The sequence below is a fragment of the Candidatus Accumulibacter aalborgensis genome, from assembly GCF_900089955.1.
In the GTDB taxonomy this organism is placed as follows: Bacteria; Pseudomonadota; Gammaproteobacteria; order Burkholderiales; family Rhodocyclaceae; genus Accumulibacter; species Accumulibacter aalborgensis.
Genome location: NZ_FLQX01000096.1, coordinates 19,637 through 42,803 on the forward strand (window position 1 = coordinate 19,637; position 23,167 = coordinate 42,803).

Sequence of the window (23,167 nt, forward strand, 5' to 3'; positions counted from 1 at the left end):
AATTCACTCAGGCGATGCCCTGGCTGGCGAGGTATTCTTCGTAATTGCCCAGGTAGTTGACCACCTTGCCGTCGAGGCGGATTTCGAGGATGCGCGTGGCGAGCGACGAGACGAACTCGCGGTCGTGCGAGACGAAGATTAGCGTTCCCTTGAACTTTTCGAGCGCGGTATTGAGCGACTCGATCGATTCCATGTCGAGGTGGTTGGTCGGCTCATCCATCACCAGCACGTTCGGCCGGGTCAGCATCAGCTTGCCGAAGATCATGCGCCCCTGCTCGCCTCCCGAGATCACCTTCACGGCCTTGCGGACTTCGTTGCCCGAGAAGAGGAGGCGCCCAAGCGTACCGCGGATCAGGGTCTCGAGGTCGTCGCCATCGGCGGCGTTGGCGCGCGCGTAGCCGGCGATCCAGTCGGTCAGGTTGGTATCGCTGGCAAAATCCTGCGCGTGGTCCTGTGCGTAGTAACCCAGACGCGCTTTCTCTGCCCACTTGACGCTGCCTCGTTGGGGCTGTAGCTCGCCCATCAACAGCTTCAGCAGAGTGGTTTTGCCGACGCCGTTCTCACCAATGATCGCCAGGCGATCACCGCCGTTGATGGTCAGGTCCAGCTTGTTCACAACTTTACGCGCGTTCGTCTGGTAAGCGAAAGTCAGGTTTTCGATCTCGACCGCCTGGCGGTGGAGCTTTTCCTTGTCTTCGAACTCGAAACGGATCCACGGATATTGGCGCGAAGAAGGCTTGACGTCCTCCGGTTTCAGTTTGTCGATCAGTTTCACTCGCGACGTGGCCTGCTTGGCCTTGGAGGCGTTGGCCGAGAAACGGCGAACGAAGCTTTGCAGTTCGGCGATCCGTTCCCTGGCTTTGGCGTTGGCATTCTGTTGCCGCTCGCGGGCCATCGCCGACGCTTCCATGAAGTCGTCATAGGTGCCGGGATAGACCGTGATCTTGCCGTAGTCCAGGTCAGCCATGTGCGTGCACACCTGGTTGAGAAAGTGTCGATCGTGGGAAATGATGATCATCGTGCTGTTGCGCTCGTTGATCACGTTTTCCAGCCAGCGGATGGTGGCAATGTCGAGGTTGTTGGTCGGCTCGTCGAGCAGCAGGATGTCCGGGTTGGCAAAAAGTGCCTGAATCAAAAGTACCCGCAGTTTCCAGCCCGGTGCAACATCGCTCATCGGGCCAAAGTGCTGTTCGGCCGGGATGCCAACGCCGAGCAGCAGTTCGCCCGCACGCGACTCGGCAGTGTAGCCGCCGTACTCGGCAAAGCGGGCTTCCAGCTCTGCGGCGTGCAGATAGTCCTCCTCGGTGGCTTCCAGGTTGGCGTAGATCGCATCCTTCTCGAGCATGCAGGCCCACATGTCCTCATGGCCCATCATCACCACGTCGATCACGCGTTGCTGCTCGAAAGCGAACTGATCCTGACGCAGGTAGGCCATACGTTCGTGCTGTTCCTTGGCGACGTTGCCAGCAGTGGGTTCGAGTTCGCCGTCGAGAATCTTCATGAAGGTTGATTTGCCGGAGCCGTTGGCGCCGATCAGCCCGTAGCGATAGCCCTCGCCGAACTTGACCGAGACGTTTTCAAAAAGGGGTTTGGCCCCGAACTGCATGGTGATGTTGTTGGCGACGAGCACGAAGAAACCTCGGTAAAATCATCAAGTTGCGAAAGGGCGATATTGTACCTCAGGGGCTGGTTTTTTTCAGAAACCGTCGGTGGATGGAGGCTGCGTGGCCAGCAGGGCATCGAGTTCGACCCACAGTGGCTCGCAGAGCCCCTCGCGGTAAGCCGCTTGCCGGAAGGCAGGATGCTCGCGGCGATAGACCTCGTGCAGGCCGCTTCGGTCGTCGATGACACAGGCCCTGACGTTTGCCAGGCGGTCGGCGACCTTCACCACCAGAGCCAGTTCGCTGGGGCCGACTACCGTCGCGAGCCTGGCGTAGGTCCGCGCCTTGCGCTCGGCGCGGCTGACGCCGGGCGCATCGGTCAGCAAGCGGACGCACTCGGCAATCCGCGGTCCGAAGTGCTGCCGGATGTCGCTTTCGGTCACCGCGGTGTCTTCGACGACGTCATGGAGGTAGCCGATGATCTGAGCTTCGCTCCCGTAAGGGGACAGCAAGCCGACGACCGCGTCAAGATGGAACGAATAAGGCCGGGCGCCATACATCTGGCTGCCGTGAGCAGCCAGGGCAAAGGAGCGAACTTGATCGAGCACGCCTGTCCCTAGCGCCCGCGGGTATGCGGCCGGAAAGTGGCTGCCAGGGCGACCAGTCCTTCCCACTGCTGGCGCCAGAAGCCGCTCTCCGCGGCGGACTCGGGCAGCGGTCCGTGGCTGAGACCTGAGGAGGGCATCGCCTGGCCACGATACTGGGTACCGAAGAGTTGATCCCAGACTGGAAAGAGGATCGCAAAATTGCAGCCAAAGCGATATCGCCGACCGGCGGGAAGATCGAGCGCATGGTGCCAGCGATGGTAACGCGGGCTGACCAGCAGCAGTTCGCCAAGGTGTCCGAACGACAAGCGAGCATTGACGTGCGACAGGTTTTCGACGATTCGCACGGCCATCAGCAGGCCGATGAATTGGCCCGGTGGGACGCCGATCAGCAGCGCAATGACGGCGAACCAGAAGCCGCTGGAGAGGTCATCGAGCAGATGGTTGCGGCTATCCGTCCACAGCGTCATCTTGCGCTGACTGTGGTGGACCGCGTGCAGCGCCCACCACCAGCGCAGCGTGTGCGAGAGGCGGTGGCGCCAGTACTCGGCGAAGTCCAGGATGATGAGATAGGTCGCGAAACTGAGCAGCGGTTGCTGTTCCAGTACGGGAAACAGGTCCTCCAGTTGCGCCGGAAGGATGTCGTGGAAGCGTAGCCAGCTATCCACCTCGACGAAAAGCGGCGCCAGCAATGCGAAGACGAGTAGCGGAATGATTCCCAGTCGGTCGAGCAGGGAATAGAGGACATCCACGCGCACCGCTTTGCGGTCCCGCCACACCTCGATCGGCAGCAGCGCCTCAAGCGGTCGCAGCAGCACGTAGGCGGTGGCAAGCTGCAGGATTCCCCAGAGAAAGAACTCAAGGCCATCGAAAGCCATTTCCAGATAACTGCCCAGGCCCAAGGTCAGCAGCACGGGCTGCACGACGCGATCGAGCAGCCAGCCCTGCAATTGGACAAATCCGTCGGTGAATGCGCCTATCATGGCTGTGTCCGCCGCGTCGCGAAACAGAAGCCTTTTCCCTTCAGGCCGCTGATCAGGGAGTCGAGCATCGGCGCGAAGGGATCCTTGCGCGACCAGATGCCGAGATGGGCCATCACGATGTCGCCATCCTTGAGGCGATCGAGAGCACGCTGCAGCAGGAACTCATTGGGGTAGGTCTGCGAAGGCAGTTCGTCACCGAGAAAACCGGCCGGCGCCCAGCCGACATGCCGGTAACCACAGGCCTGCGCCGCCGCCAACGCGTTCGGCGTCGTGCGGCCGCCGGGTGCACGCCAGAGCGGATCGAGTCGACGGCCGGTCAGTTCCTGGAAGCGGGTATCGGGGCCTTTCAGTTCGTCGCAGACGGCGCGCGCGTCCAGGGTTTCGCTGCGGCCATCCATCAGTCGGTAGCGGACCTGCGCGCCGGTGTCCTCGCGAAAACTCCCGTGACGCCAGGTGTGGCTGCCGAAAGCGTGGCCTTCCGCGACGCGCGCTTGCCAATAGGGCGCCCAACTGGCATCGAGCGCATGGTCGCCACGCAGGGTCTTTTCCTGCGCCAGAAAAAAAGTCGCCTTGACCGCGTGCCTGGCGAGCGTGTCGGCGATCAACTCGGCGTGGCGCATGTTGCCGGTGTCAAAGGTCAGGTAGAGCGTGCCCTTGCAGGGTCCGGCGGCGGGTGCGGCAGGCGTCGCCGAGATCGCCACGCTGGTGGTCGCCAGCGCCAACGCCAGCGCCAATGCAAGTGGGGCCGGGAGAGCCATCATCTGAGCCCCGCGTGGTTGAGGAAGAAAACGCCGTGTGGCGAACTGCCGACCGGGATCGACACCTTGAGCGTCTTGCTATCGAGGTCGAGGACCTGTACCTTGCGGGCAAAACGGGCTGTTGCCCAGAGTTCCTTGCCGTCGGCACGCACGAGCATGTCGTCCGGTCCGCCGGGCACATCGTATTTTTCAACAACCGTCATGGTCCTCGTGTCGAAGAGCGAAATACTGCCATTGACCGAACGGTTCGATACGAAGAAATGGCGCCGGTCGCCCTTCGGCTGGAAATTGTGGGTCGCGGTGTCGGTCGCCACCTTCTTGACGCTCTTCTGGAAGCGCCATTCGATGACCTCGACGACGCCTTCACCCATGCTCGCCACCAGGAGGTAACGGTTGTCCGGCGACATGACAATGCCGGCCGGCGTCCGGCCCACGGGCATCACCCAGGCAATCTTCTGTGTACCGAGGTGGATGGCCATCACTTCGTTTGAGTCCTGAAGAGTCACGAAGACGAACTCGCTGGCGTGGTCGAAAGCGATGTGCGATGGCGCTCGCGGCGCCGGCAGGCGGCCCTTGAGGGTGAAGTCGGTGGGGTCATAGAGATCGACCCGGTCAAGACGCAGTGAGGTGGCGACGAACCATTTGCGATCCGGCGAGTAGCCCAACTGATAGGGATCCGAGATGTTGCGGACGCGTTTCTGCTCCCGACCAGTGCTTGGGTCGAAGAAGACCAATTGGTTGGCAGCGGCACAGGCGACGATGATCGACTTCTCGTCGGGAGTCGGAATCAGGTGGTGAGGCTCCTTGCAGACGGTTACCTTGTCGGTGACGGTGTAGGTTTCGGTGTCGATCAGGCTGATCGTTCCATCAGCCGAATTGAGGGCAATCGCCAGTCCGGCATCTGCGGTGCCGTTGACACAGAGGAGCAGGAGAAGCAGCAGGGATGCGGCAAGGCGGCGGAAGGAAGTGGAAAGACAGTCGATCATCACGGCGGGGAGTGGCAGAAGGGGATGCCCTAGTATAAAGGTCATATCATTCGCCGGCTGGTGAGTTCGTCCTTCAGCCAGGCATAACAGATCGGCGCCGCCACCAGGCCGGCCAGGCCAAAGGTGCTCTCCATGATCAGCATGGCGATCAGCAGCTCCCAGGCCTTGGCACGTATCTGGGCACCGACGATGTGCGCGTTGAGGAAATATTCGAGCTTGTGGATGACGACCAGGAAGGCAAGCGAGGAGGCGGCCACAGCCGGCGAGTGAGCCAGGCTGACGACGAAAATCACCGTGTTCGAGACCAGGTTGCCGACCACCGGTAGCAGGCTGGCGATGAAGGTGACGACGATCATCGTCTTGGTGAGGGGTAGATGGACACCGAACAAGGGCAGCACGACGGCCAGATAGAGCGCGCTGAACAAGGTGTTCAGCGCCGCGATACGCACCTGGGCAAAGACGACCCGGCGAAAGGCTTCGCCCAGGCGAAAGACTCTTTCGGCCAGTGCTCGGGCCAACGGGCCAACGTTCTCGGCGTGACCGGCTGCACGCAGTGATACTATTCCGCCGATCAGCATGCCGATCAGCACGTGCGCCAGCATGCGCCCGGTTTCCTTGCCGATCAGTTGCAGTTCAGCCGAATGTTCGCGCAGCCAGTGGCTGGCGCCTTCGCGCATTGCCTCGCCGTCTCTCGGCAGAAAATCGACCAGCCACGCTGGCAAGGTCGAACGTGAGGTCTCGATGATCTCGGCCATCTTGGCCAGCAACGCGGCGAAGCTGCCCCCCTCGCTGGTCATGAAGGCGATCAATCCGAGAACGGCTGCAGTCACGGCGCCGACGACCAGAGCCACCACCAGACCGACAGCCAGCCCTTTGGCGCGCGTGTTTGACAGGCGTCCAAAGCAAGGTGTCAGTAAGTGGACCAGTTCATAGACCAGCAGCCCGGCAATGAGCGCCGGCAACAGGTGGACCTCGAGGATCAACACCATAGCCATCAGGGCCATGATCCAGGCGGCGTATTCGGGGGTGCTGGCTCGTTGATGAGTATTCATGTGGCCAATGATGGTCTGAGGGCGTGCGGCTGGCCGGCAGGTGGTTCGGTGGGAGAGTCGGTGGGTGCAGCGCTGCGCCGGCATGAATCGTTCAGCCATGCCAGCGTGCCGAGGCCCGCGGCGCGTCCACTGGCCAGACACGCGGTGAGTAGATAACCGCCGGTCGGCGCTTCCCAGTCGAGCATTTCGCCGGCGCAGAAAACGCCGGGAAGATCAATGAGCATCAGGTGCTCGTCGAGCGCTTCAAAGCGTACGCCGCCGGCGGTGCTGATCGCCTCGTCGAGCGGACGTGGCGCGATTAGGCGTAGCGGCAAGCACTTGATGGCTGCGGCGAGACGCTCGGGGTCGTCAAACACCTCGGCCGATACGCATTCGCGCAGCAATGCGACTTTGGCGCCCTTGAGCCGCAAGCGGCTTTGCAAATGGCTGGCCAGCGAACGTGCGCCACGCGGCCGCGCAAGCTCCCTGACGACGTCAGTCAGTTCGTGCGTGGGCAACAGGTCGAGTTTCAGTGTTGCCGACCCACCGGCCTCGATCTCGTCGCGCAAGGAGGCAGACAGCGCATAGATCAGGCTACCTTCAACGCCACTGGCGGTGAGCACGAATTCGCCCTGGCGCTGCTGCTGAAACCCTGCCGAGTTGACAAAGGAGGCGCCAACGGGCTTGATCGGCTGGCCGGCAAAGCGCTCGCCAAGGTGCCGGCTCCAGCCAACGTCAAAGCCGCAGTTGGCCGGGCGCAGCGGCGCCAGCGCAACCCCGGCTTGTGCCAGGTGTGCAAACCAGCGCCCGTCCGAACCGAGCCTCGCCCAACTGCCTCCGCCGAGCGCCAGCACCACTGCTTCGGCGGCGCAGTGTCGCATGCCTGCCGGCGTCGAGTAATCCAGTCTCGTGCCGCCTTCCTTGCTGTGCGTCCAGCCACACCAGCGGTGGCGCATATGGAAGCGCACGCCAGCGGTTCGCAATCGCTTGAGCCAGGCGCGCAGGAGTGGGGCGGCTTTCATTTCGGTTGGAAACACCCGCCCGGAGCTGCCAATGAAGGTGTCGACGCCAAGGCCACGTGCCCACTCGCGCACGGCCGTGGGTCCGAAAGCGTCGAGCAGGGGTCTGAGGTCGTCCTGGCGCGCGCCATAACGCGTACAGAATGCTGCCGCCGGCTCGGAGTGGGTGATGTTCAGCCCTCCCTTTCCGGCCATCAGGAACTTGCGGCCGACCGACGGCATGGCCTCATAGACGTCGACGCTGACCCCACGGCCGACGAGCGTTTCGGCCGCCATCAGGCCGGCTGGCCCACCGCCGATGATGGCTACGACAAGAGGCGCTGGCGTGCTGCTCATGCTCAGGCGAGGACCTGTCGCGCGGCGCCGGTCAGGCGCTTGTCCAGCCAGGTCAGACCGAGTGCTGGCAAGGCGGCGTGCAGTCGTTCCGGCTGCGCGCTGGACAACAGCGTCAGCCGGCCCTGGCCGAGTGCGGCTGTGCCGGCGAGGCGGACGCATTGGCGAGCGACGGCGTCGGCGACTTCGACCAGCACGGCCTGGTTGGCGACAATCGGCTCGAGCACGGGGCAGAGAAAGGCGTAGTGAGTACAACCGAGGACGATCTGGTCGACGCCAGCGGCGAGCAAGGGGGCCAGGTGTCGACGCGCGTCCTCGACAAAGGTCGGATCATCGAGGTGCAGTGTTTCGACTCGGCTTGCCCAGCCGGGACAGGGCTCGACGTCGACCTGTACCGCGCCGGCATGTTGCTGGATGAGGCTTGCCAGACGCTGGCTGCGTGCCGTCGAGGGGGTTGCCAGGACGGCGATCCGGCCGCTACGCGAAGCGGCTGCTGCCGGCTTGATGCCGGGCTCGACGCCGACCACAGGAAGGTGGGGGAAAGTTTCGCGAAACGCGGCTACGGCTGCCGCGGTGGCCGTATTGCAGGCGACGACGACAACTGCGCAGCCACGATCGACCAGGTGGGTGCCGATCCTCATCACGCGACTGCGGATGAAGGCGTCGTCCTTGTCCCCGTAGGGCAGGTGAGCCGTGTCGGCAAGGTAGACCAGATCGGCGCGCGGCAGCGCACGGGCAATTGCTGCCAGTACCGAGAGTCCGCCGAGGCCACTGTCGAAGACGCCGATCATCCGGTCGCGGGCGCCTCTAGCGAGCAGCAATGATCGCGACTTCAACGAGGAAGTCGTGGTGGGACAGTTTCGCTTCGACGCAGACCCGGGCCGGGGCCGTCCCGCGTGGTACCCAGCGGTCCCAGACGGCGTTCACCGCCACCAGGTCTTCGATATCTCGCAGGTAGATGGTGACCATCAGCAGGCGCGTCTTGTCGCTGCCTGCCTGGTCGAGCAGTTTCTCGACTCCGGCGAGCACTTCGCGTGTCTGTGTCGCGACGTTGGCATCCAGTGTCTGCGGCGTTTCGACGAGATAGATGGTGTTACCGTACGCGCAAGTGTCAGAATACCGTTGTGTCGTACCGTGCCGCTCTATGGCCATGCGTCTTCTCCAACAGAAGCCGGCACAGCGGCCGGCTTCCTGCCCGTGAATGTGAAACGTGGAACAATCTCGTGAAACATTCCATCATCGGGGGTGGCGCCATCCGCCATGACCGTCAGCAGGGGAACTCAGGCGATGGCGACCGGGATCTTGCCGATCCTGGACTGCCACTCCTTGGGGCCCGTGTTGTGCACCGATGTGCCGCTTGAATCGACCGCCACCGTGACCGGCATGTCCGTGACGTCGAACTCGTAGATCGCTTCCATTCCGAGATCGGCGAAACCGACAACCCGCGCCGTTCTGATGGCTTTCGCGACCAGATAAGCGGCCCCACCCACGGCCATCAGATACGCCGAGTGGTGTTTTCTGATCGCCTCGATGGCGGTCGGGCCACGTTCGGCCTTGCCGACCATCGAGATGAGCCCGGTCTGGGCGAGCATCATCTCGGTAAACTTGTCCATCCGCGTCGCGGTCGTCGGACCGGCCGGACCAACGGCCTCATCGCGAACGGGGTCAACCGGGCCGACGTAGTAGATGACCCGGTTGGTGAAGTCCACCGGCAGATTCTCGCCTTTGGCGAGCATGTCCCGGATGCGCTGGTGAGCAGCGTCGCGGCCGGTAAGCATCTTGCCGTTGAGCAGCAGCGTTTGGCCTGGTTTCCAGGCGGCGACCTCCGCTGCAGTCAGCGTGTCGAGGTTCACGCGTGTCGACGTCTCGGTGTTTGGCGTCCAGTTTACTTTGGGCCATTCGCCGAGGTCGGGCGGGGTCAGGACCGCCGGCCCGGAACCATCAAGATGGAAGTGCGCGTGGCGCGTCGCGGCACAGTTCGGGATCATCGCCACCGGCAGGCTTGCCGCATGCGTCGGGTAGTCGAGGATCTTGACGTCGAGGACGGTGGTCAGTCCACCGAGGCCCTGCGCGCCGATGCCCAGCGCGTTGACCTTTTCGTAGAGCTCGAGGCGCAGTTCCTCGACGCGATTGCTTGGGCCACGAGTGAGTAGTTCATGGATATCGACCGGTGCCATCAGCGATTCCTTGGCCAGCAGCATCGCTTTCTCGGGAGTGCCGCCGATACCGATGCCAAGGATGCCGGGTGGACACCAGCCCGCGCCCATCGTCGGGACCGTCTTCAACACCCATTCGACGATCGAGTCGGATGGGTTGAGCGCGTAAAACTTCGACTTGTTTTCCGACCCCCCTCCCTTGGCGGCGCAGATGACTTCGACATGGTCGCCGGGAACGATCTCGTAGTGGACGACGGCCGGAGTGTTGTCGCGCGAGTTCTTGCGCGCGCCTGCCGGGTCGAGCAGCACCGAGGCGCGCAGCTTGTTGTCCGGGTCGTTGTAGGCGCGGCGCACGCCCTCGTCACACATCTCCTGCACCGACAGGTTCGCCTCCCAGCGCACGTCCATGCCGACCTTGAGGAAGATCACCGCGATACCCGTGTCCTGGCAGATGGGGCGGTGGCCTTCCGCACACATGCGGCTGTTGGTGAGAATCTGGGCGATGGCGTCCTTCGCCGCAGGACTCTGCTCGCGCTCGTAAGCGGCGCCGAGCGCCTTGATGTAGTCGAGCGGGTGGTAGTAGCTGATGTACTGGAATGCATCGGCAACGCTCTGGATAAAGTCTTCCTGCTTGATAGGGGTCATTTCAGGCTCTCTTGGGTGGGTGGCGGGGAAGCCCGCTGCGGGGTCTCTGTCAGTGCGGCACGCCGTGCTGCGCCCGGCCGAGCACGAGCGTTTGGGTCATCACTCGGTCGACCCAGACCATCGCCAGGGCCGAGAGCAGAAAGATCGCGTGGATGATGACCTGCCACATGATCGTGTGCTCATTCGTGTTCTCCGCATTGATGAAGGTTTTCAGGAGGTGGATCGAGGAAATGCCGATGATCGCCGTCGATAGCTTGATCTTGAGTACGCCGGCATTGACATGCGAGAGCCACTCGGGCTGGTCTGGGTGGCCTTCGAGATCGAGTCGCGAGACAAAGGTCTCGTAGCCACCGATGATGACCATGATCAGCAGGTTAGCGATCATGACGACGTCGATCAGACCGAGCACAATGAGCATGACCTCGGTTTCGCCGATGCGGGTGCTACTGAAGAACAGGTTGTGAATGAGGTGCCACAACTCGCCCATGAACAAATAAACATAGACGCCCTGGGCAATGATCAGGCCGAGATAAAGCGGTGCCTGCAGCCAGCGGCTCCAGAAGATGACCATCTCGAGTCGGTCGATGGTGGGTTTCAGGGATGTCATTTGTTTTCAGCGACGAAGGTTGCGGAAGACGGATTCTAGCATCAATGAAACGCTGCTTTCCGCTGTGCTGGCAGAGCATGGCGTAAGTGGTGTGTAAGATTGGCAGCGTTTAATCTTGCCCAGTTGGCGTGACACAAGGCGGCACTCGAAGGGTAATATCTGTCTGCCGCTCGGCGGTGGTTGCAAACAATTGCTCCTTTTTGCTGCTTGCTGCATCGAATTCTTGAATCCTCTACCAAAATACTGCACAGGAGATGGAACATGTCACTGAACGAGGCCGTAAATTTTGTTGAACCTTCCGCCGAATTTGTCAAACAGGCCACGATTTCCGGCATGGATGCCTACCGGGCCCTGTGCGCCGAGGCGACCACGGATTACACCGGATTCTGGGCGCGCCTGGCGCGCGAACATGTCTCGTGGAAGCAGCCGTTCACGCAGGTTCTTGACGAGTCGGATGCCCCGTTCTTCAAATGGTTTGCCGATGGCACACTGAATGCCTCGTACAACTGCCTGGACCGCAACGTCGAAGCCGGGCTCGGCGACAAGGTGGCAATTGTTTTCGAAGCCGATGACGGCGAAGTCACTCGGATCACCTACAACGATCTCCTGTTGCGCGTCAGCCGCTTCGCCAATGGCTTGCGGGCGCGTGGCATCAAGAAGGGCGACCGGGTGGTCATCTACATGTCGATGGGCATCGAGGGGATCGTGGCCATGCAGGCCTGTGCGCGTATCGGCGCAATTCACTCGGTCGTCTTCGGTGGCTTTTCCGCGCAGTCGGTGCGTGATCGGATCAACGATGCCGGGGCCGTGGCGGTGATTACCGCCGACGAGCAGTGCCGCGGCGGCAAGAAGATCCCGCTCAAGCCAGCCGTCGACGAGGGTATCGCTCTCGGTGGCTGCGAGTCGATCAAGGACGTGATCGTTTTCCAGCGCACGGGCGGGACGTGCAATATGGTTGCCGGTCGTGACATCTGGTGGCACGACGTGATCGATGGTCAATCCGACGTTTGCGAGCCCGAGTGGGTTGGCGCCGAGCACCCATTGTTCCTGCTGTACACCTCGGGTTCGACGGGCAAGCCGAAGGGGGTGCAGCACTCGACAGGTGGTTATCTGCTGCACGCCATCGTGACCATGAAGTGGACCTTCGACCTGAAGCCGGATGACCTTTTCTGGTGCACGGCGGACATCGGCTGGGTGACCGGCCACACCTACATCACCTATGGGCCGCTCGCCTGCGGCGGTACCGAGATCGTTTTCGAGGGTATTCCGACTTATCCGGATGCCGGTCGTTTCTGGAAGATGATTCAGGATCACAAGGTCAACATCTTCTACACGGCGCCGACCGCAATTCGTTCGCTGATCAAGGCCGCCGACACGAATCCAGCGGTTGCGCCCACCCAGTACGACCTGTCGTCACTGCGTCTGCTGGGGACCGTCGGCGAGCCGATCAATCCGGCTGCCTGGCAGTGGTATTACGACAGTGTCGGCGGCGGTCGTTGCCCGATCGTCGACACCTTCTGGCAAACCGAGACCGGCGGTCACATGATCACGCCGCTACCCGGAGTGACGCCTCTGGTGCCGGGTTCGTGCACGCTTCCCTTCCCGGGAATCGAGGCGGCCGTTGTCGATGAAACAGGTACCGAACTCGACTGGGGCAAGGGTGGCCTGCTGGTGGTCAAGAAGCCCTGGCCGGCGATGATCCGCAATATCTGGAATGACCCCGAGCGTTTCCGGAAGTCCTACTACCCGGATGATTTCAATGGCCAACTGTACTTGGCCGGCGATGGCTCGATACGCGATGTCAATACCGGCTATTTCACGATCACCGGTCGTATCGACGATGTGCTCAACGTCTCCGGTCACCGCATGGGGACCATGGAAATCGAGTCGGCGCTGGTTTCCCACCCGATGGTGGCTGAAGCTGCAGTGGTCGGCCGTCCGGATGATCTGACCGGCGAGGCGATTTGCGCCTTCGTGGTTCTCAAGGGCCCGCGGCCCACAGGCGAGGCGGCCAAGAAGATGATCAAGGAGCTGCAGGACCACGTCGGGCGTGAAATCGGTCCGATTGCGAAGCCGAAGGATCTGCGCTTTGGTGAGAACCTGCCAAAGACACGTTCTGGCAAGATCATGCGCCGTCTGCTGCGTTCCCTGGCCAAGGGGGAAACCGTAGCGCAGGATGTGTCGACGCTCGAGAACCCGGCCATTCTGGACCAACTGCGCGGCTGATCCTGCGGGACGGGCTGTCGCTCGGTTATTGTGGCCGCGCCGGGCGGCAGGCAAAGCCAGGTCGCCCGCGGATCTGCAGCGTACTCGGCCGTGCTCGTACTGCGGCAGGTGGCCACTGCGGCTGAGCAGGGACTGGCTTCCAGGCCGGCGACGGCCGGCTTGTTCAAGGGCATCGATCGGGAGCAGGGATGAGCAACAGCGCGACGGAGATGCTGGTATCGGCATGCATCCAGTTTCTCCAGGGTTTTTCGCCTTTTGATCGGATGGAGGCCCAGGCGCTGCGCTTTCTCGCCGAGCATGTCAAACTCGCGCATTTCCCCAAAGGCGCCCGGATCCTGGCCAGTGAGATGGGCATCGCCCGGGCGCTCTACATTGTTCAGGGCGGTAAGGTCCGGGCCCGACCGAGCGGCGGCAACAGCCATGTCGAGTACTCGGCGGTGCTGGGTCCTGGCCAGTGTTTTTCGATAGGGGCCCTGATGGCGCAACGCCCATCGTCGAGTGCCTACGTGGCACGCGACGATGTCTTCTGCTACGAGTTGCCAGCCGATTGCTTCTTCAGCCTGACCCAGAAGAGCACGGCATTCAATCTTTTCTGCACGCAGACCATCGCCGGCCTGCTCAATCAGTCGCAACAGCAGTTGCAGCTCCAGTTCGCGCAGCGCGCGGCCGAGCAGAAGACCATGAATTCGCCGCTGGCGACGATTGTCAAGCGCGAGCCGGTGGCGGTGGCACCCGAAACGTCGATTCGAGAGGTCGTTGAACTGATGGCCGCGAACCATCTTGGTTCGATGGTGGTCACCGATCCCTTACAACAGCCAATCGGTATCTTTACCCTCTCGGACGTCCTCAAGCGGATCGTTCTCCCTGGACTGTCGCTTGAGCAGCCGATTTCCTCGGTGATGTCGACGTCGCCGCTGACCTTGCCGCTCGCCGCCAATGCGCACGATGCGGCGCTAGCCATGGCCATGCATGCCGTCCGGCACGTGCTGGCGGTAGACGAGGGTGGGCGCCTGAGGGGAGTGGTTTCCGAACGCGATCTGTTCAAACTGCAGGGCGCCGGACTGCGGCAAATCCGCCACTCGATCGACGCGGCGACGAGTGTCGACGTGCTGCGGCATGCCCGCGAGGATGTCCGTCAGTTGTCGCTGACCATGCTCACCGAGGGCGTCGGCGGGCAGGAGATTACCCAGTTCATCTCGACCCTGAACGATACGGTGACCCGCCGCGTCATCGATCTCAATCTGGATCGCCATGATCTCTACGGGATCGACTGGGCGTGGCTATCCTTCGGTTCGGAGGGGCGGGACGAGCAGACGTTTACCACTGATCAGGACAACGGCATTGTATATCTGTGTACCGACATCATGGACCGCGAACTGACCCAGTTGCGTTTTCTGGAGTTTGCCCGAGATGTCAATGACGATCTCGACAAGTGCGGTTTCCCGCTGTGCAAGGGCAACATCATGGCCAGTAACCCTGAGTTGTGCCTGACACTCGAAGAGTGGGAGGAAAAATTTGCCCTGTGGGTTCGCACACCAGAACCGCTGGCGTTGCTCAACGCAACGATTTTTTTCGATTTTCGGCCGCTATACGGCAGGTTCAATCTGGCGCACCGGATGCGCCTGTCGCTGTTCAGGCAAACGCAGGGCAACCCGCTCTTCCTGCGCATGCTGGCCCAGAACGCACTCAGTGTTGCTCCGCCGCTGGGCAGGATACGTGACTTCGTGACCGGCGCTGATCCCGATCACCCGGGGACCATCGACCTCAAGAAGTATGGCGTCCGCCTGTTCACCGATGCAGCGCGTGTTTTTGCACTGGCCAATCAGGTCGAGGCGACGCACACGGTCACCCGCCTCAAGCGAGCGAGCGCCTTGACCCATCTTCCCCCGGACGATGTCTCGGCCAGTATCGAGGGCTTCAACTTCATACAACTCCTGCGCTTGCGGCACCAGCACTTCGAGCAGGAGCACGGGCGCGCGGGAGACAATCTCATCCGACCGGACGAACTGAACGAGATCGAGCGACGTGTGCTCAAAGAGGCCTTCCGACAGGCGCGCAAGCTGCAGGCGCGCTTGAAACTCGATTATCAGCTCTGATCATGGCGGCGTGGTTTTCCAGACTTTTTACCGGCCAGGAAGGGCGCGATGGCGCCTTGGCCATCAACCAGCAGGCGTTGCTCGCTGGCTGGCGCCAGTTGCCCGAAGTGGACATCAGCCGTTCGCACTATCGATCTCGCTATGTGCTGGTGGACGTCGAAACGGCGGCTCGGAGTCTGAAGAGTGATCGCTTGGTGTCGATCGCTGCGCTGGCTCTGGTTGATGGGCTGATCGACTTTCAGGAAGCCTTTCACGTTGTTCTGGCGCACGATGCCCCGGGCGCTGATGCCGCCGCTGGTGAGGCAAGTGAAGCCAATGCGCCGACTGCACCGAACCCGGCGCTGGTCATCGCCGGGGTACCGCCGGTCGACGCGCTGATCTCCTTCCTCAGCTTTGCCGGCAAAGCGCCACTTGTCGCCTATCACTCGCCGCTCGTTGGCGCGATGATCGAACGTGCGCTGGTCGAACACCTCGGCATTGTCTCGGCGCAGCCGTGCATCGATCTGGCGTGGGTGCTGTCCGATCTGTTTCGCGATGTCAGCGATGTCGGCGATCTCAGCGCTACGCAAGGAGGCCTGGACGCCTGGCTGGCGCACTTCGGAATTGCGAGCATCCAGCGCCACAACGCGGTTTCGGATGCCTATGTCATCGCCAAGTTGTTACAGATAGCCATTGCCCGCGCGGCGCGCAAAGGTTTCGATTCCCCGGGCAGTTTGCTTGAGCTTGAGAAGGCGCGTCGCCATCTACACCAGAGCGGGTAGAGGAGCGAGACACGATGGCCGACTACACTGCCTCGTTGCGCCGCTATTACGTTGCTTATACCGCCGGGTTCTTCCTTTTCATCCTGGCGCTGGCAGTGCTCGAACGTTACGGCATGCCGCCGCGCTGGATTGGCTACTCGTTTCTTTTTCTGACCATCTTTCTTTACGCAACGATTGGCGTCCTGGCGCGTACCGCCAGCGTTTCAGAGTACTACGTCGCTGGCCGACGCGTGCCGGCGGTATTCAACGGGATGGCTACCGGCGCCGACTGGATGAGTTCAGCATCCTTCATGGGCCTGGCCGGGACACTCTACCTGTCGGGCTATCAGGGGCTGGCGTATGTGTTGGGATGGACCGGCGGCTACGTTCTTGTTGCCTTGCTGCTGGCCCCCTATCTCCGTCGTTTCGGGCAATACACGATCCCTGATTTCCTCGCCGCTCGTTATGGCGGCAACACCGCACGGCTGGTCGGTGTCTTTGCCACCGTGCTGGCATCGTTCGTCTATGTCGTTGCGCAGGTTTATGCGGTGGGCTTGATCACCAGCCGCTTTGTCGGCCTGCAGTTCGAGGTCGGGGTCTTCGTCGGCCTGGCCGGCATCCTGGTGTGCTCCTTCCTCGGTGGCATGCGCGCAGTAACCTGGACGCAGGTAGCCCAATACGTGATCCTGATCGTCGCCTATCTTGTTCCGGTGACCATCCTGTCGTACCAGGTCACCGGGATCCCGGTGCCTCAACTGACCTACGGCCTGGCCTTGGAGAAGGTGCAGTTGCTTGAGGAGAAGATCTTCCACGACCCCGCCGAGGTCAATGCGCGCCGTCTTTTTCGCGAACGTGCGGATGGCTATTACGAACGCATTGTGACTCTTCCCGGCTCTCTCGAAGATGAAAGGCAGCGTCTGTCGGTGCTGATCAACACGCTGAAGAGCGACAACGCGCAAATGCGTGAGGTGGCGGCGATCGAGCGGCAGCGCCGGGAGTTGCCAACGAGCAGCGAAGCCGCCCGCAGCTATTGGGACACCCTGATGCGCCAGGCCGCCCAGCGGGGGGCAGAACCCGAGCAGCACGTGACGCCCTATCCGGGGCCGGGCGAGGCGGTGAGCGACACGGCGCGCCTGAATTTCCTCACCCTGGTGTTCTGTCTGATGGTCGGTACAGCGGCACTGCCACACGTACTGACCCGCTACTACACCACTCCCAGCGTACGAGAGGCGCGCAGTTCCGTCTTCTGGTCGCTACTGTTCATTCTGGCGCTCTATCTGACGGCTCCGGCCTATGCCGTTTTTGTCAAGTACGAGGTCTACTCAACGCTGGTAGGTTCTTCGCTAGCTGACTTGCCGGTCTGGGTCAGCGCATGGGGCAAGATCGGTCTGGTGTCGATCGAGGATGTCAATGGCGACGGGATTCTCCAGCTCGCTGAACTGGCGCTCAATCCGGACGTGATTCTGCTCGCCACGCCTGAAATCGCCGGCCTACCGTACGTCATTTCCGGCCTGGTTGCTGCCGGTGCGCTCGCTGCTGCCCTGTCGACCGCCGACGGGCTGTTGCTGACCATTGCCAGTGCCTTGTCGCATGACGTCTATTACAAGGTCTACCGTCCTCAAGCGACCACGCAGTGGCGCTTGGTGGTTTCCAAGTCCTTGTTGCTGGTCGTTGCGGTACTCGCGGCTACCGTCGCCGCACAGAAGCCGGCGACGATTCTATTCATGGTGGCCTGGGCGTTCTCGCTCGCCGGCTCGGCTTTCTTTCCAGCCCTGTTTCTGGGTATCTTCTGGAAGAGAGCGAATGCCGCGGGCGCGGTGAGTGGTATGGCGATCGGTCTCTTGGTGACCATCTACTACATGGTCCGGGTCCAGTTTGACACTATTCCGTGGCTTGGCATCCACGGCGTTGGCATGGAGCCATGGCTAGGCATTCAATCTACTTCGGCCGGGGTGTGGGGCGTTGCCGCCGGGTTCGTGACGATCATCGTGGTCAGTCTTCTTGGCCAGCCACCGAGCAAGGAAACGCAGGACTTTGTCGAGAGTGTTCGCTACCCGGAGCTTGACGGCTCGTGACGCCGCAGGACTACTGGCGGCGCAACCTCATGATGACGGCCTTGCTGTTAACCCTCTGGTTTGTGGTTACGTTTATCGTCAGTTACTTTGCCCGAGACCTGGCCGGTATCTCTGTTCTCGGCTTTCCGCTCGGCTTTTACATGGGCGCCCAGGGGGCACCGCTGATCTATCTGCTGATCATCTGGTGGTACGCGAGGTATATGAACCATCTCGACCAGGAGTACGGGGTGGACGACAGCGAGAGTGACGATTGACGCCTGGGGCGACCCGATCAGCAGTTGGGCTGGTTAGCGTTTGGCGCTCTGCGGCTCGGTGAACTCAGGACGAGACGGCTTCACGCACGGCAGCGGCCAGTTTCTCGGCGGCTTTGGCGACGGTCGCCGAGTCCTGGCCCTCAACCATCACGCGCAGCAGCGGCTCCGTCCCTGAAGCCCGCAGCAGTACTCGACCACTGCCATTGAGTTCGCTTTCCACTTCACGCTGGGCAGAGCCGATCAAGGGATGGCCTTGCCACGGAAAGCCCTTGCTCAGGGCCACGTTGATCAGCCGCTGGGGATAAAGCGTCAGATCTCCCAGGAGTTGTTGCAGATCTCCTCCCGCTTCGCGCAGTGCGGACAGGACCTGCAGGGCGGAGACGATGCCATCGCCGGTCGTGTGCCTGTCGAGGCAAAGAATGTGACCGGAGTTCTCACCGCCATACAACCAGCCTTTCTGCCGCAGCATGTCCATCACGTAGCGGTCACCGACGGCGGCACGGACGAAAGGGACTTTGAAGTCGGCGAGCGCGTGCTCAAAGGCGAGATTGGTCATCAAGGTGCCGACGACGCCCGCCACCGCGCCTTGTCGAAGACGACTGCGGACGATGGCAAACAGCAGTTGATCGCCATCGTAAATGTTGCCCTGGGAATCGACCATCATCACCCGGTCAGCGTCGCCATCGAGCGCGATCCCGATGTCGGCGCCCTGCGCCAGGACAGCTTCGCGCAAGGCGCCAGGTGCCGTCGCACCGACGTCCTGGTTGATGTTCAGTCCGTTGGGATCGGTGCCGATGGTGCTTACTTCAGCGCCCAGTTCGTGGAATACATGCGGCGCGATGTGGTATGCGGCTCCGTGGGCACAATCGACGACGATCTTCAGCCCACGCAAATCGTGTTCGAATGGAAAAGTGCTTTTGCAGAACTCGATATACCGACCATCGGCGTCGTCGATTCGCCGCGCGCGGCCGAGACCGGCGGAAGGGACGCAGGTCAGCGGCTCGTCCAGCGAGGCCTCGATCTCGGACTCCAGATCATCGGCCAGCTTGGTGCCCCGGGCCGAGAAAAATTTGATACCATTGTCGTAGTACGGGTTATGCGACGCAGAAATCACGATTCCCGCCTGCAGGCGCAAGGCACGCGTAAGGTAAGCGATGGCTGGCGTCGGCATCGGCCCGACCAGGCAGACATCGACTCCTGCTGCCGAAAAACCCGCTTCGAGCGCTGCCTCCAGCATGTAGCCGGAGATTCGCGTGTCCTTGCCAATCAGGACGGCTGGACGCTCGCCCGCCTTGACATGGCTGCGTGCCGCTTCACGGGCCGCGAGAACCCTCCCTGTGGCATGACCGAGACGCATCACAAAATCGGGGGTAATCGGAACTTCCCCCACCCTCCCGCGGATGCCGTCCGTACCAAAATACCTTCTTGTCACGATTTCTCTCTCCCCTGAGTCGCAGAGCAATGGATGTCTGTCGAACCCCCGCTATTCTACGCAAACGCCGGCCCCGGCGCAGCCAAGATGCCCTGCAAATCCATCAATCCAGCTCAACGGCATTCCGGATGGCCAAGGCATCGCGCGTCTCTGCGACATCGTGCACGCGCACAATACGCGCACCGCGTTGCACGGCGAGCACGGCGGCGGCAAGGCTGGCGGCAAGTCGCTGGTCGACCGCACGCGAGGTCACGGCGCCGAGCATCGACTTCCTCGACATCCCGGCCAGCAGGGGTAGTCCGGCAACCGAGACTTGTGCGAGCCGCCGGAGAAGCTCCAGGTTGTGCGCCAGCGTTTTGCCGAAGCCGAAACCTGGATCGAGCACCAAGCGATCGCTGGCTATCCCCGCCGATCTGGCCATCGCCACTCGGCCACGGAGGAAGGCCTGCACCTCAACGACGACGTCCGCGTAGGTCGGACTGCTCTGCATGCTCAGTGGCTCGCCCTGCATGTGCATCAGACAGACCGCACAGTCGCTGTCCGCCACCGCCGCGAGGGCACCAGGAATGCGTAGCGCGTAGATGTCATTGATCATTGAAGCGCCATGGGCCAGCGCCACGCGCATCGCTTCGGGCTTGTAGGTATCGACAGAAATGGGTATGCCGCAGTCGCCAAGCCCTTCGAGTACCGGCAGCAGGCGGCGCAGTTCCTCGCTGACCGAGGTCGGAGTAGCGCCCGGCCTGGACGACTCGGCGCCGATGTCGAGCAGATCAGCACCCGCGGCGATCTGCCGGTGAGCTTGCCGGATCGCCCTAGCGGTGTCGCTCGCCAGACCGTCACCCGAGAACGAATCCGGAGTCAGATTGACGACGCCCATGATCAATGGGCGTGAAAGTGAGAGTTGAAACCTCCCGCAACGAAGCATCGGCTCAGCGTTACGACCGCCGGACGGGGCCTGCAGCCTACGACCCGACGCTTCTGCGCGTACCGTCAGGCCGGCGCCGTGGCACTGGGCGCCGCATCCGGCCCATTGTTGTCCAGCTTGCTTGAAGACTTCGACTGTGGTTGCTTCGGCGGGCGAGGTGGCTTGCCGTCCATGATGTCGTTGATCTGGTCGCTGTCGATGGTCTCCAGTTCAAGGAGCGCAGCCGCCATCGCTTCGACCTTGTCGCGATGCTTTTCGAGGAGCGTCCGTGCCAAGCCGTATTGCTCGTCGATGATTCGCCGGATTTCGGCGTCAACTTTCTCCATCGTCGCTTCGGACATGTTCTTGTGCGTTGTCACCGAGCGTCCGAGGAAAACCTCGCCCTCGTTTTCCCCATAAACCATCGGACCGAGCGCATCGGACATGCCGTAGCGGGTGACCATGTCACGCGCCATTTGTGTGGCTCGCTCGAAGTCATTCGACGCGCCAGTGGTCATCTGGTTCATGAAAAGTTCTTCCGCAATGCGCCCCCCGAACAGGACCGCAATCCGGCTCATCAGATAGATACGATCGTAAGCGTAGCGATCCTCTTCCGGCAGTTGCATGGTCAGGCCAAGCGCTCGCCCGCGCGGAATGATGGTCACCTTGTGTACCGGATCGGACTTCGGCATCAGCTTGGCGACAACCGCATGCCCGGACTCGTGGAACGCCGTATTTCGTCTCTCGTCTTCGTTCATGACCATGCTGCGACGCTCGGCACCCATCATGATCTTGTCTTTGGCCTTCTCGAAGTCTTCCATGTCGACCAGGCGTTTGTTTCCCCGGGCGGCAAACAAAGCTGCCTCGTTAACCAGATTCGCGAGGTCGGCACCCGAAAATCCGGGTGTGCCGCGAGCAATGATATCGGCCTTGACGTCAGGTGACAGCGGCACCTTGCGCATGTGCACCACCAGAATCTGCTCGCGACCACGGATGTCCGGCAGCGGCACGACGACCTGGCGGTCGAAACGGCCCGGACGCATCAGCGCCGGATCGAGCACATCGGGACGGTTGGTCGCTGCGATGACGATGACCCCGACGCTGGCTTCGAAGCCATCCATCTCGACCAGCATCTGGTTGAGCGTCTGCTCGCGCTCGTCGTTGCCGCCGCCAAGGCCGGCTCCGCGCTGACGACCGACCGCATCCAGCTCATCGATGAAAATGATGCATGGTGCATGCTTCTTGGCATTCTCGAACATGTCGCGGACGCGAGCCGCGCCGACGCCGACGAACATCTCGACAAAGTCGGAACCGGAGATCGAGAAAAAAGGCACCTTGGCCTCGCCGGCAATCGCCTTGGCCAGCAGCGTCTTGCCGGTTCCCGGGTTGCCGACGAGCAGAACGCCTTTCGGGATACGGCCACCGAGCTTCTGGAACTTCGACGGATCGCGCAGGAAGTCGACCAGTTCGGAGACTTCTTCCTTGGCCTCATCGCAACCGGCCACATCGGCAAAGGTGATCGTATTGGTAGATTCGTCGAGCAGTCGTGCCTTGCTCTTGCCGAACGAGAAAGCACCGCCGCGGCCACCTCCCTGCATCTGGCGCATGAAGAAAACCCAGACGCCGATCAAGAGCAGCATCGGGAACCAGCTTACGAAGATGCTCATTAGAAACGACTGCTCTTCCTCGGGCTTGGCTTCGATCTTCACACCGTGTTTCAAAAGATCAGAAACCATCCACAGATCAGGGGGTGCGTAGCTGGTCAGCTTGCGCCCGTCGGTGGTCGTTGCTTTGAGCACGCGCCCCTCGATTACCACCTTGGCGATTGTTCCCTTGCCCACTTCCTCGATGAATTGCGAGTATTCCATCGACGATTGGGCGACCTGACGCGTATTGAACTGGTTGAAAACGGTCATCAGGACGAGACCAATAACCAACCAGATGGCCAGATTCTTGAACATATTATTCAATGCTTTACCTCTTCTACGTTGCCTGGCCCGGGAAGCCTCCAGAAGCCTTGCTGTTTACCACGAAATCAGCATTCTAAACTGATTCACACTTGCTGAATCAAACACGATGCCACAGATCAGATCAAGTCTTCAAGGTCTTGCCCAATAAATAGATTTCCGGGCTGCGATCACGCGAGGCATCCGGTTTGCGCGAGGCAACGGTTTTGAAGGTCTTGCGCATTTCCTGCAGAAAATCATTGAAGCCTTGGCCCTGGAACACTTTGACCAAAAAAGACCCGTCGGGTTTCAACCACTGGCAGGCAAATGCCAGACCCAGCTCGGCGAGATGCATGCACCGGGCCTGGTCGCAGACCGAGATACCCGACAGGTTGGGCGACATGTCGGAAAGAACAAGCCCTGCCTTTTGGCCGGCAAGCAATGTTTCCAGTTGCAGGAGCACTTCCGGGTCACGAAAGTCACCTTGCAGGAAGGTCACGCCCCGCAGCGGTTCCATGGCCAGCAGGTCAACGGCAATGACCTCTCCGCGGCCCTGCATTCGCCTGGCGGCGACCTGCGACCAGCCACCGGGGGTCGCTCCCAGGTCAACGACAACGTCGCCTGCGCGTATCAGATGGTCCCGGTCGTCGATATCCATCAGCTTGTACGATGCACGCGAACGATAACCTTCTGCTCTGGCCCGCTGCACATAGGCGTCGTTGACATGCTCCCGCAACCACGCATTGCTCGATCTGCTTCGATTCATTGGC

At 61.6% G+C, this 23,167-nt stretch carries 20 protein-coding genes; 5 read left to right on the top strand and 15 right to left on the bottom strand.

Going from position 1 to position 23,167, the window contains the following annotated elements:
• Nucleotides 1–7 precede the first annotated feature (7 nt).
• The 11 genes from ACCAA_RS07230 to ACCAA_RS07280 all read right to left on the bottom strand — a co-directional run bounded on the left by ACCAA_RS07230 (nucleotide 8) and on the right by ACCAA_RS07280 (nucleotide 10,724).
• Complete coding sequence (locus ACCAA_RS07230) at nucleotides 8–1,630, bottom strand: ABC-F family ATPase (RefSeq protein WP_186406563.1); 1,623 nt, start codon at nucleotides 1,628–1,630, stop codon at nucleotides 8–10.
• 66 nt (nucleotides 1,631–1,696) lie between these two features.
• Nucleotides 1,697–2,209 carry an HD domain-containing protein gene (locus tag ACCAA_RS07235; protein WP_186406564.1) on the bottom strand — a complete coding sequence of 171 codons (513 nt, stop codon included), beginning with the start codon at nucleotides 2,207–2,209 and terminating at the stop codon, nucleotides 1,697–1,699.
• 8 nt (nucleotides 2,210–2,217) lie between these two features.
• Entirely contained in the window at nucleotides 2,218–3,189 is a 972-nt protein-coding gene (locus tag ACCAA_RS07240) for a sterol desaturase family protein (protein ID WP_186406565.1), read from the bottom strand.
• On the bottom strand, nucleotides 3,186–3,947 hold the full coding sequence (locus ACCAA_RS07245; protein ID WP_186406586.1) for a polysaccharide deacetylase family protein: 762 nt from the start codon (nucleotides 3,945–3,947) through the stop codon (nucleotides 3,186–3,188). The genes ACCAA_RS07240 and ACCAA_RS07245 overlap by 4 nt, the downstream gene beginning before the upstream one ends.
• Nucleotides 3,947–4,978 carry a YncE family protein gene (locus tag ACCAA_RS07250; protein ID WP_245754480.1) on the bottom strand — a complete coding sequence of 344 codons (1,032 nt, stop codon included), beginning with the start codon at nucleotides 4,976–4,978 and terminating at the stop codon, nucleotides 3,947–3,949. Before ACCAA_RS07250 ends, ACCAA_RS07245 begins: the two co-directional genes overlap by 1 nt.
• Nucleotides 4,975–5,985: an AI-2E family transporter gene (locus ACCAA_RS07255; RefSeq protein WP_186406566.1), complete on the bottom strand. Its 1,011-nt coding sequence runs from the start codon at nucleotides 5,983–5,985 to the stop codon at nucleotides 4,975–4,977. The genes ACCAA_RS07250 and ACCAA_RS07255 overlap by 4 nt, the downstream gene beginning before the upstream one ends.
• On the bottom strand, nucleotides 5,982–7,319 hold the full coding sequence (locus ACCAA_RS07260; protein ID WP_186406567.1) for a TIGR03862 family flavoprotein: 1,338 nt from the start codon (nucleotides 7,317–7,319) through the stop codon (nucleotides 5,982–5,984). Before ACCAA_RS07260 ends, ACCAA_RS07255 begins: the two co-directional genes overlap by 4 nt.
• Before the next feature lie 2 nt (nucleotides 7,320–7,321).
• A complete protein-coding gene (murI, locus tag ACCAA_RS07265) occupies nucleotides 7,322–8,137 on the bottom strand; it encodes a glutamate racemase (RefSeq protein ID WP_245754481.1) in 816 nt (271 codons plus the stop codon).
• The gene (locus ACCAA_RS07270) at nucleotides 8,124–8,468 is read right to left on the bottom strand and encodes a RidA family protein (protein WP_186406568.1); all 345 of its coding nucleotides are present in this window, start codon (nucleotides 8,466–8,468) and stop codon (nucleotides 8,124–8,126) included. Before ACCAA_RS07270 ends, murI begins: the two co-directional genes overlap by 14 nt.
• 128 nt (nucleotides 8,469–8,596) lie before the next feature.
• Nucleotides 8,597–10,117, bottom strand: coding sequence for a fumarate hydratase (locus tag ACCAA_RS07275; RefSeq protein ID WP_186406569.1), 1,521 nt, complete (start codon nucleotides 10,115–10,117; stop codon nucleotides 8,597–8,599).
• A gap of 49 nt (nucleotides 10,118–10,166) precedes the next feature.
• A complete protein-coding gene (locus tag ACCAA_RS07280) occupies nucleotides 10,167–10,724 on the bottom strand; it encodes a TIGR00645 family protein (protein WP_186406570.1) in 558 nt (185 codons plus the stop codon).
• Nucleotides 10,725–10,985: 261 nt separating this feature from the next.
• On the opposite strand from ACCAA_RS07280, the gene acs reads away from it, so the two are divergent.
• The 5 genes from acs to ACCAA_RS07305 all read left to right on the top strand — a co-directional run bounded on the left by acs (nucleotide 10,986) and on the right by ACCAA_RS07305 (nucleotide 18,115).
• A complete protein-coding gene (gene acs, locus ACCAA_RS07285; RefSeq protein ID WP_186406571.1) occupies nucleotides 10,986–12,950 on the top strand; it encodes an acetate--CoA ligase in 1,965 nt (654 codons plus the stop codon).
• 188 nt (nucleotides 12,951–13,138) lie between these two features.
• On the top strand, nucleotides 13,139–15,046 hold the full coding sequence (locus ACCAA_RS07290) for a putative nucleotidyltransferase substrate binding domain-containing protein (RefSeq protein WP_186406572.1): 1,908 nt from the start codon (nucleotides 13,139–13,141) through the stop codon (nucleotides 15,044–15,046).
• A 2-nt stretch (nucleotides 15,047–15,048) separates the two neighbouring features.
• A complete protein-coding gene (locus ACCAA_RS07295) occupies nucleotides 15,049–15,807 on the top strand; it encodes a PolC-type DNA polymerase III domain-containing protein (RefSeq protein WP_186406573.1) in 759 nt (252 codons plus the stop codon).
• A 14-nt stretch (nucleotides 15,808–15,821) separates the two neighbouring features.
• Nucleotides 15,822–17,861: a sodium:solute symporter family protein gene (locus tag ACCAA_RS07300; RefSeq protein ID WP_186406574.1), complete on the top strand. Its 2,040-nt coding sequence runs from the start codon at nucleotides 15,822–15,824 to the stop codon at nucleotides 17,859–17,861.
• Nucleotides 17,858–18,115, top strand: coding sequence for a DUF4212 domain-containing protein (locus ACCAA_RS07305; RefSeq protein WP_281193175.1), 258 nt, complete (start codon nucleotides 17,858–17,860; stop codon nucleotides 18,113–18,115). Before ACCAA_RS07300 ends, ACCAA_RS07305 begins: the two co-directional genes overlap by 4 nt.
• A gap of 64 nt (nucleotides 18,116–18,179) precedes the next feature.
• Here ACCAA_RS07305 and glmM read toward each other — a convergent pair whose 3' ends face one another.
• From glmM to ACCAA_RS07325, 4 genes are all read right to left on the bottom strand, one after another.
• A complete protein-coding gene (gene glmM / locus ACCAA_RS07310; protein WP_186406575.1) occupies nucleotides 18,180–19,547 on the bottom strand; it encodes a phosphoglucosamine mutase in 1,368 nt (455 codons plus the stop codon).
• 103 nt (nucleotides 19,548–19,650) lie between these two features.
• On the bottom strand, nucleotides 19,651–20,424 hold the full coding sequence (gene folP / locus ACCAA_RS07315; RefSeq protein WP_245754482.1) for a dihydropteroate synthase: 774 nt from the start codon (nucleotides 20,422–20,424) through the stop codon (nucleotides 19,651–19,653).
• Nucleotides 20,425–20,537: 113 nt separating this feature from the next.
• A complete protein-coding gene (gene ftsH, locus ACCAA_RS07320; protein WP_186406577.1) occupies nucleotides 20,538–22,421 on the bottom strand; it encodes an ATP-dependent zinc metalloprotease FtsH in 1,884 nt (627 codons plus the stop codon).
• Between the two features lie 121 nt (nucleotides 22,422–22,542).
• Complete coding sequence (locus ACCAA_RS07325; protein ID WP_186406578.1) at nucleotides 22,543–23,163, bottom strand: RlmE family RNA methyltransferase; 621 nt, start codon at nucleotides 23,161–23,163, stop codon at nucleotides 22,543–22,545.
• Nucleotides 23,164–23,167: the final 4 nt, after the last annotated feature.

Excerpts from the sequence above, each read along its gene's own strand:
- ACCAA_RS07240 (WP_186406565.1), bottom strand. The coding sequence starts at position 3,189 with ATGATAGGCGCATTCACCGACGGATTTGTCCAATTGCAGGGCTGGCTG.
- ACCAA_RS07245 (WP_186406586.1), bottom strand. The coding sequence starts at position 3,947 with ATGGCTCTCCCGGCCCCACTTGCATTGGCGCTGGCGTTGGCGCTGGCG.
- ACCAA_RS07250 (WP_245754480.1), bottom strand. The coding sequence starts at position 4,978 with ATGACCTTTATACTAGGGCATCCCCTTCTGCCACTCCCCGCCGTGATG.
- ACCAA_RS07255 (WP_186406566.1), bottom strand. The coding sequence starts at position 5,985 with ATGAATACTCATCAACGAGCCAGCACCCCCGAATACGCCGCCTGGATC.
- ACCAA_RS07260 (WP_186406567.1), bottom strand. The coding sequence starts at position 7,319 with ATGAGCAGCACGCCAGCGCCTCTTGTCGTAGCCATCATCGGCGGTGGG.
- ACCAA_RS07270 (WP_186406568.1), bottom strand. The coding sequence starts at position 8,468 with ATGGCCATAGAGCGGCACGGTACGACACAACGGTATTCTGACACTTGC.
- ACCAA_RS07275 (WP_186406569.1), bottom strand. The coding sequence starts at position 10,117 with ATGACCCCTATCAAGCAGGAAGACTTTATCCAGAGCGTTGCCGATGCA.
- ACCAA_RS07280 (WP_186406570.1), bottom strand. The coding sequence starts at position 10,724 with ATGACATCCCTGAAACCCACCATCGACCGACTCGAGATGGTCATCTTC.
- acs (WP_186406571.1), top strand. The coding sequence starts at position 10,986 with ATGTCACTGAACGAGGCCGTAAATTTTGTTGAACCTTCCGCCGAATTT.
- ACCAA_RS07290 (WP_186406572.1), top strand. The coding sequence starts at position 13,139 with ATGAGCAACAGCGCGACGGAGATGCTGGTATCGGCATGCATCCAGTTT.
- ACCAA_RS07295 (WP_186406573.1), top strand. The coding sequence starts at position 15,049 with ATGGCGGCGTGGTTTTCCAGACTTTTTACCGGCCAGGAAGGGCGCGAT.
- ACCAA_RS07300 (WP_186406574.1), top strand. The coding sequence starts at position 15,822 with ATGGCCGACTACACTGCCTCGTTGCGCCGCTATTACGTTGCTTATACC.
- folP (WP_245754482.1), bottom strand. The coding sequence starts at position 20,424 with ATGGGCGTCGTCAATCTGACTCCGGATTCGTTCTCGGGTGACGGTCTG.
- ACCAA_RS07325 (WP_186406578.1), bottom strand. The coding sequence starts at position 23,163 with ATGAATCGAAGCAGATCGAGCAATGCGTGGTTGCGGGAGCATGTCAAC.